The sequence below is a fragment of the Nitratidesulfovibrio liaohensis genome (genome assembly GCF_011682075.1).
Lineage (GTDB): Bacteria > Desulfobacterota > Desulfovibrionia > Desulfovibrionales > Desulfovibrionaceae > Cupidesulfovibrio > Cupidesulfovibrio liaohensis.
In genome coordinates, this window is sequence record NZ_VSMK01000091.1 from 1 (window position 1) to 7,005 (window position 7,005).

5 protein-coding genes and 1 tRNA gene are annotated in these 7,005 nt (G+C 68.9%); 3 read left to right on the forward strand and 3 right to left on the reverse strand.

Going from position 1 to position 7,005, the window contains the following annotated elements:
- Positions 1–337: 337 nt before the first annotated feature.
- From FVW27_RS04080 to FVW27_RS04090, 3 genes are all read right to left on the reverse strand, one after another.
- Complete coding sequence (locus FVW27_RS04080; RefSeq protein WP_167122976.1) at positions 338–661, reverse strand: hypothetical protein; 324 nt, start codon at positions 659–661, stop codon at positions 338–340.
- A gap of 790 nt (positions 662–1,451) precedes the next feature.
- Positions 1,452–1,538: transfer RNA gene (locus FVW27_RS04085), tRNA-Leu, on the reverse strand.
- A gap of 211 nt (positions 1,539–1,749) precedes the next feature.
- Positions 1,750–2,244 (reverse strand): hypothetical protein, encoded by a 495-nt coding sequence (locus FVW27_RS04090; protein ID WP_167122978.1) that lies wholly within the window; start codon positions 2,242–2,244, stop codon positions 1,750–1,752.
- A 421-nt stretch (positions 2,245–2,665) separates the two neighbouring features.
- On the opposite strand from FVW27_RS04090, the gene FVW27_RS04095 reads away from it, so the two are divergent.
- The 3 genes from FVW27_RS04095 to FVW27_RS04105 all read left to right on the forward strand — a co-directional run.
- Positions 2,666–2,869: a 2-hydroxymuconate tautomerase family protein gene (locus tag FVW27_RS04095; RefSeq protein ID WP_167122980.1), complete on the forward strand. Its 204-nt coding sequence runs from the start codon at positions 2,666–2,668 to the stop codon at positions 2,867–2,869.
- A 276-nt stretch (positions 2,870–3,145) separates the two neighbouring features.
- Positions 3,146–4,810, forward strand: coding sequence for an alkaline phosphatase family protein (locus FVW27_RS04100; protein ID WP_243838199.1), 1,665 nt, complete (start codon positions 3,146–3,148; stop codon positions 4,808–4,810).
- Between the two features lie 56 nt (positions 4,811–4,866).
- Positions 4,867–7,005, forward strand: a 2,139-nt coding sequence (locus FVW27_RS04105; protein ID WP_243838200.1) for an ATP-dependent helicase, incomplete at its 3' end; no start/stop codon positions are given.

Genomic DNA, 7,005 nt, shown 5'->3' on the forward strand with positions numbered 1-7,005 from the left:
GGGGCCGCCGTGGTGCTGCTGTCGTGCGCGCTGTTTCTGCTGGCCGCATGGCTCTCCCCCAAGCGGCGGCGGGCCACGCAGCCCGCCGGAGCGCGGTAGGCCGAAGGTCCGACCGGCTCGGCGCGCGGGGGGCTTGTCCTCGCTGCCGAGGGCGGAAGAGGGGTGCCGCACGACAGGTGGGCGGGGCGCGGCATGCCATGGAGGGACCGCTTGCCGGTCCGGCAAGGTGTGCGGCAAGGTATGCGGTAAGGGGTGGGGCAAGCGTGCGGTATGGGCGCATATGCGTGTGGCGCCCGGAGGCTGATCGGTTGCCTTCCGGAAGGTGCCGAATTTCGGCTTACGGGCACAAGGGCTTGTCGCCCGGCTTGCGCGTGGACAGCCAGTCGATGACGACGATGCGCTCGTTGGGAGTGACGTTGGCGCCGCCCGCAATCATCCGGTCCACGGTCTTTTCCCAGCCTGCCCGGTCCAGCTTGCCGATGTCCGCGCAGATGCGCTCCGTACCATGACAGATGCGGCAGGCCCGCATGACCGCCACCTCGCCGGGGGGAGTCTTGTCACCGCAGCCAGTCAGCAGGGTGCCCAACGTCATGACCAGCCCGGCGGTGAGCGTCAGCGGACCGAGCAGGGCGCCCCACCATCTGGACGAACCGTTGGCCACCGCGGCGTTGCCCGTGGTGCGGGGTGCGTGCGGGGCTGGTGGCTCTCCGAAGGCACGACGCGCGTCATTGATTGCGTCACGGGCAGCGGCATGGGCCGTGTCATGGGGAACACAAAGGGGATCTGCGTGGAGTGCGCGGTGGGCATGCGGCATGGCGGGCTCCTGAAGCGGGATTTCCTTCACCATACCGGAAAGCGCGCCGCTGGTAACGGGGGGAGGCAGGCCGCCGCTCCGACCGGGGCGTTATTTTTCCTCCCCTCCTCGGCGGACCAACCGGAACATCATCGACACCCCCGCCACGCAGGCCCCGTCTCGCCGCCGCGCGAGTAGCACCAGTCGCGCCAGATGGGGCGAAAGCGTCGGCACTCCATGGTTGACGGGACGCGTCCGCGACCAGGATCCTTGCCTGCAACCGATGCGCGTAGATAGGCCTGAAACGCCGCCGGCTGCTTGCCCACGTCGTGCAGCAGGCCTGCCGTCAGGCCCGTTCCCTGGCTCCGAAGGTGGAAGCGAAATGCCCCGCGAGGTCCGCAACCTCTTCAAAGTGCCGCGAAAGCGGTTCCCAGTCCGATTCCGGTCGGTTTGCGAGGGGGTGCGCATATTTCATGGGGCGACGGCATAGTAAGTCCGAAGGGTGTGTAGGTTTGCTTGTATCGCCTTGGCGAGATGGTGTGCGGCGCTGACCAGAAGCGGCGTTGCCGTACGCCGAGCCAACAGCGTGACCGGAAGGCAACAACGGAAAAGGTCGCATGCGCCCGAACAGCGCGCATGCGACCTTCTGTTTTTCTTGTGGTGCCCGGAGCGGGGATTGAACCCGCACAGCCGTGAGGCCGAGGGATTTTAAGTCCCTTGCGTCTGCCAGTTCCGCCATCCGGGCACGGTGGGAATGGGCCGAAACCCTAGTATGCGGGCGGGTTGCCGTCAATGTCGGGGTGGGGCCGTGCGCAGGGAATGGCGCCGGGTGTCGAGTCCGGTGGCGCAAGGGGACGTCGCTTTTGGGCGTCAGGGCTGCCCGGGGGCTGCCGGGGGGCTGCCGCGAACTGGCTCAGGCGCCCAGGCAGGCCCGAGCGGAACCCGCGCCCCTTCGCCTATTCCTCCGCTTTCGCGGCAGCCTTGCCGCCACCTCCGCCCTTTCCGCGTTTGGCACGGGCCGCTCCCGGCTTGGGCTTTGCCGTGGGCACCACGGTCAGGGCCGGGTCCTTGTGGGCATGGACAGCCATGCCCGCGCGGGCGTCGGGCAGGCGCAGGGCGGCTTCCTGCCAGGCGTTGTCGGCCAGCAGGTACAGGTGCAGCAGGTCCAGTCCCTTGTCCACGAACAGCATGCGGCCTTCCACGTCGTGGCGCAGCAGGGGGGCCACGGCGGCGCAGGCTGCGTGGAATATCGTTTCCTCGTGGTGGGCGAACACGCACTGCACGCGCAAGGCATCGCCCGTGGGGGTGAAGTCGATGTGTTCGCCGCCGGTGGCGTCCAGCGCGCCGTGGATGGCGTCCACCAGTTCCGCCTCGCGGGTCAGCAGGTCGTTGTAGCTCAGTTCCGGCCCGTAGACGAAGTGGCCGAAGAGTTCGCAGTCGAATTTGGCCATGGTCGGTCCTTGAGGTTTGGACGGGGCAGTCAGGCCGGGCCCGTCTGGTCGAGCCCGTCAGGTCGGGACGGTTTCGCCGGGACGGTATGGCCTCGGCAACGTGGCCGCCCCGGTGTGGTTCAGGCGGTGTCACCGAATCGGCATGGTCAGATCGGTGTCGTCAGGCCGGCCGGACTGCCCGGTGTAGCCTGTCCGGTGTCGTCCGTCGCCGCCCGGCTGCCGCCTGCCGTCACGGTTGCTCCCCGCCGCGCGCGACGGGCTGCGGCGGGTGCGTCACCTTCCCGTATCACGGGGCGCATGTTTTCCCCATGATAGAGCGTGGACGTACCGGGCGTCAAAACGGCAGGGGGGCGGCAGGGCTGGACGCGCCCTCCCCGGCGGTGGATACTGGCGCACCCAACCCGCACGCAAGGAGTTTCCCATGCCGTACGTCAACATCCGCATCACCCGCGAAGGCGCCACCAACGAGCAGAAGGCCGCGCTCATCCAGGGCGTCACCCAGTTGCTGGTGGATATCCTGGGCAAGAACCCCGCCACCACCGTGGTGACCATCGACGAGGTGGACACCGACAACTGGGGCGTGGGCGGCGAAACCATCACCGCGCGGCGCAAGCGCGGGGCCTAGCGCAAGCACGCAAGGGGCGGCGAGGTCACTGCCTTCCGATGTCGCAGCAACGCGCGGCGGGACGGTGCTCCAGAGCCAACGGTTCGCGCCCCCCACGCATCGCGCCCCCCACACCCACTCACCACCTCCTCGCATACACAACGCTCCCGGTGGTGTGGCGCACAGGCATCGTCGGGATGGCCCCGCCATCCCGACGCCCGTCGCCCGCCATCCCGTCGCGTCCATCGTGCTGTGGGCGCGCTGGCGCATCGCCCCCCCATCTGCTACAGGCTCGGTATGCACACGGACACGCGCCCCCGTCTGGTGGTGCTCGGGCTGGACGGCCTGCCGTTCTCGCTGGCCCGCCACCTTTGCGCGCAGGGCCGCACCCCCAATCTTGCCCGCATCGCCGTATCCCCCAATGCGTCGGCCTTGGCTGCCGAGCTTCCCGACCTGTCGCCGGTGAACTGGACATCGTTCTACACCGCCGCCGGTCCGGAAGCGCACGGGGTGTACGGCTTCACGCGATTCAACGTGGCGACGCGCCAGTTGTCGCTGGCCGATTTTTCGCAGGTGGCCGCGCCCACCATCTTCGACCGTCTGGGCGAGCGCGGACTGACCAGCCGGGTCATCAACCTGCCCAACACCTATCCGGCGCGCCCCATTCCGGGCATGCTGATTTCCGGGTTCGTGGCGCACGACCTTGCGCGGGCGGTGCATCCGCCGTTCCTGCTGGGGCCGCTGACCGGGGCGGGCTACCGGCTGGAGGCCGACACCGCGCGTGGCGGCTCGGATCCTGCCCACCTGCTGGCGGAACTGCGCGCCACCCTTGCCTCGCGCCGCGCGGCGCTGCGCCTGCTGTGGCCCGACCTTGCGTGGAACCTGTTCGTGCTGGTGCTGACGGAAACCGACCGGCTGTTCCACTTCCTGTGGGACGCGGTAACCGACGAAGGCCACCCGCAGCACCCGGCCTGCATGGAATTTCTGGCGGAATGGGACGCGCTGGTGGGCGAGGTGCTGGATCTCGTCAAGGCGCTTTCCGAGCGCGACGGTCGCCCGGTGCGGCTGCTGGCGCTGGCCGACCACGGGTTCGGCCCGGTGCGGGCAGAGGTGGACCTGAACGCCTGGCTGCGCGGGCAGGGGCTGCTGCGTCAGGTCACGTCCGGCGGCGTGGAGCAGTGCCACGAACTGGACGCCGCCACCCTGCACCCGGACAGCGCGGCCTTTGCGCTGGACCCGGGCCGCATCTACCTGCGCACCCGCCGCCGCTTCCCCGACGGCACGCTGGACGACGCGACGGGGCAGCGACTGGCCGAACGGCTGCGGCGCGAACTTAGGGCGTTGACCTTCGAGGGCGCGCCGGTGTTCCGCGCCGTGCTCACGGCGGACGAGGCCTACGGGCCGGAGGTGCCGGGGCAGGGGGCGTTGGGGCAGGATACGGCGGGTTCCGGCGCGCCGGGGCAGGCAGGTTTCGGACAGGGAGCGACCGGCCAACGTGTCGGCACGGGCCAGCCTGTCGCCTCTCCCGCCCCTGATGCTTTCGCCTGCGGAGACGGCCCGCCCCTGCGCTGGGCCGCGCCGGATCTGGTCTGCGTGCCCGCCTACGGCTTCGACCTGAAGGCCAAGTGGAACCGCAGCCAGGTCTTCGGCCTGCCGAGGCAGTACGGCCGCACCGGCACCCACACCCCGGATGACGCCTTCTGGTACGATTCGCAGGCCGGACAGCCCGGCATTGACGCGCCGGTTTCGGTGCGCGATGCGGGCGCGCTTGTGCTGCGCCACTTCGGTTTGGATGCGCCGCCGCGCACCGTGGCCTACCCGGCGATTCTTGCCGGACAGGCGGACTGGCGCGGCCCGATCTTGTCCGGCCCGATCTTGTCCGGCCCGGTCTCGCCCGGTACGGTGCATGCCGCCGCCCCGCATGCGTCACTTGCCGATAGTCCAATCATCCGCGCGCGCTGAAGCCCGCCGGTAAAGACGTTACAACGAAAACGCACCGATAAGCATCCGGCAAACACATGATAGATTATCGAAGTGAACTGAATCCCGCCCAGTACCAGGCTGCCACCACCCTGGAAGGCCCTGTGCTGGTCATTGCCGGTGCGGGCAGCGGCAAGACGCGCACCATCGTCTACCGGCTGGCCAATCTGGTGGAGCAGGGCGTGCCCGCTTCCGCCATCCTGCTGCTGACCTTCACCCGCAAGTCCGCGCGCGAAATGCTGCACCGGGCCGGGCGGCTGCTGGAGCACAGCGCCACCGCCGCCGTCCACGGCGGGGTGCACGGGGTCACCGGGGTGCAGGGCGGCACCTTTCACGCCTTCGCCTATTCGGTGCTGCGCCAGTTCCGCCCCTCGGGTTACGAGGCGGGCGACCTTACCGTCATGGACGGCGCGGACATCGTGGATGCGGTGCGCCACTGCAAGGACAATCTGGGCATCGGCAAGGGCGACCGGTCCTTCCCGCGCACCCAGAACATCGTGGGGCTCATCAGCAAGTCCCGCAACAAGGAACTGGACATCGACGAGGTGATCCGGCGCGAGGCGTTCCACCTGCTGGTGCACGCCGAAGGCATAGGCCGCATCGCCGCCGCCTACCACGCCTATCGCCGCGAGCACGGCCTGCTGGACTACGACGACCTGCTGTTCGAACTGGAGCGGCTGCTGCGCGAACGGGCCGACGTGCTGGACTGGTGCCGCGCCAAGTTCCGCTACATCATGGTGGACGAATATCAGGACACCAACCTGGTGCAGGCCCGGCTGGTGCACCTGCTGGCGGGCGAGGGCGGCAACATTATGGCCGTGGGCGACGACGCCCAGTCCATCTATGCCTTTCGCGGGGCGGACGTGCGCAACATCCTGGATTTCCCCAAGCTGTTCCCCGCCGCGCAGATCATCAAGCTGGAAGAGAACTACCGTTCGGTGCAGCCGGTGCTGGACCTGACCAACGCCATCCTGGCGGAGGCACCGCAGGCCTACCGCAAGAAGCTGTTCGCCGCGCGCGAAGGGGGCGACAGGCCGCAGGTGGTGCGCCCGCTTAGCGACCTGACCCAGGCCTCGCTGGTGGTGTCGCGCATCGTGGAATTTCTGCGCAGCTACCCGCCGCACGACATCGCCGTGCTGTTCCGGGCGGGGTACCAGTCGTACCATGTGGAAGTGCAGCTGAACAAACTGGGCGTGAAGTTTCGCAAGTACGGCGGGCTGCGCTATTCGGAGGCGGCCCATGTCAAGGATGTGCTGTCCTACGCGCGCCTGGTGCTGAACCCGCTGGACCTGCCCGCGTTCCAGCGCATTGCCGCCATGTCCAAGGGGGTGGGGCCCAAGACCACCCTCAAGCTGTACGACGTGGCCCGGCAGGGCAACCCGGAGGCCACCAGCCGCGCCTGCCTGCGCTACCCCGAACTGCGCGCCGACCTGGACCTGCTGGACGGCCTGCGCAAGCGCCCGCACACGCCCACCTCGCTGCTCGAAGAGGTTATGGAGCACTACAAGCCGCGCATGGAGGCCGCCTTCCCCGACGACTGGCCGCGCAGGCAGCAGGGGCTGGAACAACTGCTCCAGATTGCCGCGTCCTACCGCGACCTGGACCTGTTCATCTCCGACCTGTCGCTGGAAGACCCCGGCGAGGAAGAGGAAAACCGTGACAGCGTGGTGCTGTCCACCATCCATTCCGCCAAGGGGCTGGAGTGGGGCGCGGTGCTGCTCATCGACCTTGTGGAAGAGCGTTTTCCCTCGCGGCATGCCATTGCCCGCGCCGAAGACTTCGAGGAAGAGCGGCGGCTGATGTACGTGGCCTGCACCCGCGCCCGCGACCACCTGTGTCTGTTCGTGCCCGCCAGCCTGTACAGCCGGGGCGACGGCGGCAACCAGCCCGCCGTGCCCAGCCCCTTTGTGCGCGAACTTCCCGCCCATCTGTTTGACGAGATGCACGAAAGCTATTCCGGCGGATTGATGCGCCGGGACGTGCAGAATGGCCACGCCGCGCAAAGGGGGGCGGGATTTGGCGGTGGCAGGAGCGGAGTGGGTGGCGGCGGTTTTGCACAGGGGGGGCGTTTTGATGGCGCGCCCGGCATTCCCCGTCCGCCCATGTTCGCGGAAGGGACCACGCCGGGCAGGGCCGGGGGGAGCGCAGGCCGCCCGCTGCCGCCGACGGCGTACCCC

Bases quoted from the DNA above. Each gene is read 5' to 3' on its own strand.
- FVW27_RS04090 (WP_167122978.1), bottom strand. From the start codon at position 2,244: ATGGCCAAATTCGACTGCGAACTCTTCGGCCACTTCGTCTACGGGCCG.
- FVW27_RS04095 (WP_167122980.1), top strand. From the start codon at position 2,666: ATGCCGTACGTCAACATCCGCATCACCCGCGAAGGCGCCACCAACGAG.
- FVW27_RS04100 (WP_243838199.1), top strand. From the start codon at position 3,146: ATGCACACGGACACGCGCCCCCGTCTGGTGGTGCTCGGGCTGGACGGC.